A 1,739-nucleotide genomic window follows, 5' to 3' on the forward strand; every position below is an offset into this window, starting at 1 on the left:
ACAAAGTCGATGTCTTCAGCCTCACACAGGTCCGCCAGCCCCTACCAGCAGAAGATGCATTCGACCCCAACGACGAGATCTTCGCGGAAAGGAGTAATCGCTTTTAAAAAGCGCTCCGGAGTGCAGGACATATTTTTGTGATAGACGACGGTTCCAGTCCCGTCCAGGATGCACACGTACATGCTTCTTGCATGCAGGTCGATTCCGCAGTAATATGAGTGTTGTTTATTATAGACTTTCATGGCTTTCCTTCCCGAAAGGGTTCGGGACAGGCTCTTGGGTTTGTTAGGGTTGTCCAGAACCGTAATCTACGGCTCCGGGAGGAGGCCATGAATAATATCAAGCGCCTCAACGGGACGCGCCTCGCCCGCGATGCGTCGGGGCCGCTCTTGGTTTTAAGTCTCTTCTTTCGTTAGTTGCTAACTCAACAATAATTCGTGCGCCGGTTATGCGCAAGATCGTTATGCCAAAGGCACGTATGGGATAACACGGTAATTCGGCTATCTAATATGTGTCAGGTACAGTAAAAATTAAAATCAACTTTACAATGGAGGGAAAAATGGCATCTTTTGGACTCGTTGAGATACTTGTAATCTTGGTAGCAGTGATCCTTTTTTTATCATTAATTCCGGCTTTATTACGTTGGCTCTGGAATATCACTATGCCTGACGTATTTGGATTAAATCAAATCACCTTCTGGCAGGCTTTACGTCTAATACTCATTGCATTTCTCTTATTTGGAGTTTGGATGATGGTTGTAATCGGAAGCTAATTACCTGTAATTCAATCAAATCGCATAACCGGCGCTTCAACGGGACGCGCCTCGCCCGGGCCTGCCCGTTTTGATTTCCCAGAGCCAACTCGTAAACTAAAAATTGAATTACCGCTACTTCGCGCGCACGTTAAGCGCAAGGCCGTTATATGGCTTAGCATTTATAATTCATAATTATTGCTTTGTCATAATTGCCCTGTGATAATGTCGCATTTTCATCGCGAGAATAACCTATCCAGTTTATATAATACCGGTAGCAGATTATAATTAATCAATTATTAAATTAAACGGCGACAGATTATGAGAAAATTAATAATGTGGAATATCATTACCCTTGATGGTTATTTTGAAGGTAACCAAAATTGGGAGCTACCTTTTCATGAAATAGTTTGGGGAGAAGAACTTGAGAAACTTAGTATTGAACAATTAAATTCAGCAGATTATCTCGTTTTTGGACGTGTGACCTATGAGGGTATGGCAGCTCATTGGACAAAAGCAGAAGGAGAAATTGCCGACCTTATGAATAAAATCCCCAAACTTGTTTTTTCTAAAACGTTGAAAACCGCTGATTGGAATAACTCTACGATAATTAAGGAAAATGCTTCTGCCGAAATCAAAAAGCTTAAAGCACAAGGCGGCAGAGATATGTATGTATTCGGCAGTGCAAACCTTTCCGAGACTTTTATAAACGATGATTTGTTTGATGAATATCGTATCGGAATTGCTCCGGTTATTTTGAGCAGTGGACGACCTTTGTTCAGAAAAGGGATATCTTCTAAAAAGTTATCTCTTGTTTCTACCCAACAGCTTTCGACAGGTGGTGTAGTTCTAAAATATAAGAAACGCGTTTAGGGGTTAGATTTTTAACAATTTTAAAATAAGAAAGGCCATGCAAACGCTTGATAATCAATATCTTAGGAGTGTTAATCTTCATAAAAACACCCTGCGTATGCATGACCTCAAAGCC

General features: G+C 41.3%; 2 protein-coding genes and 1 pseudogene. 2 read left to right on the top strand and 1 reads right to left on the bottom strand.

Features of this window, described 5'->3' with window-relative positions; genetic code table 11:
* Positions 1-44: 44 nt before the first annotated feature.
* Positions 45-242, bottom strand: a pseudogene (locus NC796_RS26490) (IS110 family transposase); the annotation flags it as partial.
* Between the two features lie 305 nt (positions 243-547).
* Between NC796_RS26490 and NC796_RS26495 the strand changes: the two are divergent.
* Both NC796_RS26495 and NC796_RS26500 read left to right on the top strand, forming a co-directional pair.
* Complete coding sequence (locus NC796_RS26495; protein ID WP_310688455.1) at positions 548-772, top strand: hypothetical protein; 225 nt, start codon at positions 548-550, stop codon at positions 770-772.
* Positions 773-1,072: 300 nt separating this feature from the next.
* Positions 1,073-1,624 carry a dihydrofolate reductase family protein gene (locus NC796_RS26500; protein WP_310688899.1) on the top strand — a complete coding sequence of 184 codons (552 nt, stop codon included), beginning with the start codon at positions 1,073-1,075 and terminating at the stop codon, positions 1,622-1,624.
* Positions 1,625-1,739: the final 115 nt, after the last annotated feature.

It is taken from the genome of Aliifodinibius sp. S!AR15-10 (genome assembly GCF_031569985.1).
Taxonomy (GTDB): Bacteria; Bacteroidota; Rhodothermia; order Balneolales; family Balneolaceae; genus JAMQKA01.

What these genes read in the sequence shown, in the direction of transcription:
- NC796_RS26500 (WP_310688899.1), top strand. Translation starts at nt 1,073, where the DNA reads ATGAGAAAATTAATAATGTGGAATATCATTACCCTTGATGGTTATTTT.
- NC796_RS26495 (WP_310688455.1), top strand. Translation starts at nt 548, where the DNA reads ATGGAGGGAAAAATGGCATCTTTTGGACTCGTTGAGATACTTGTAATC.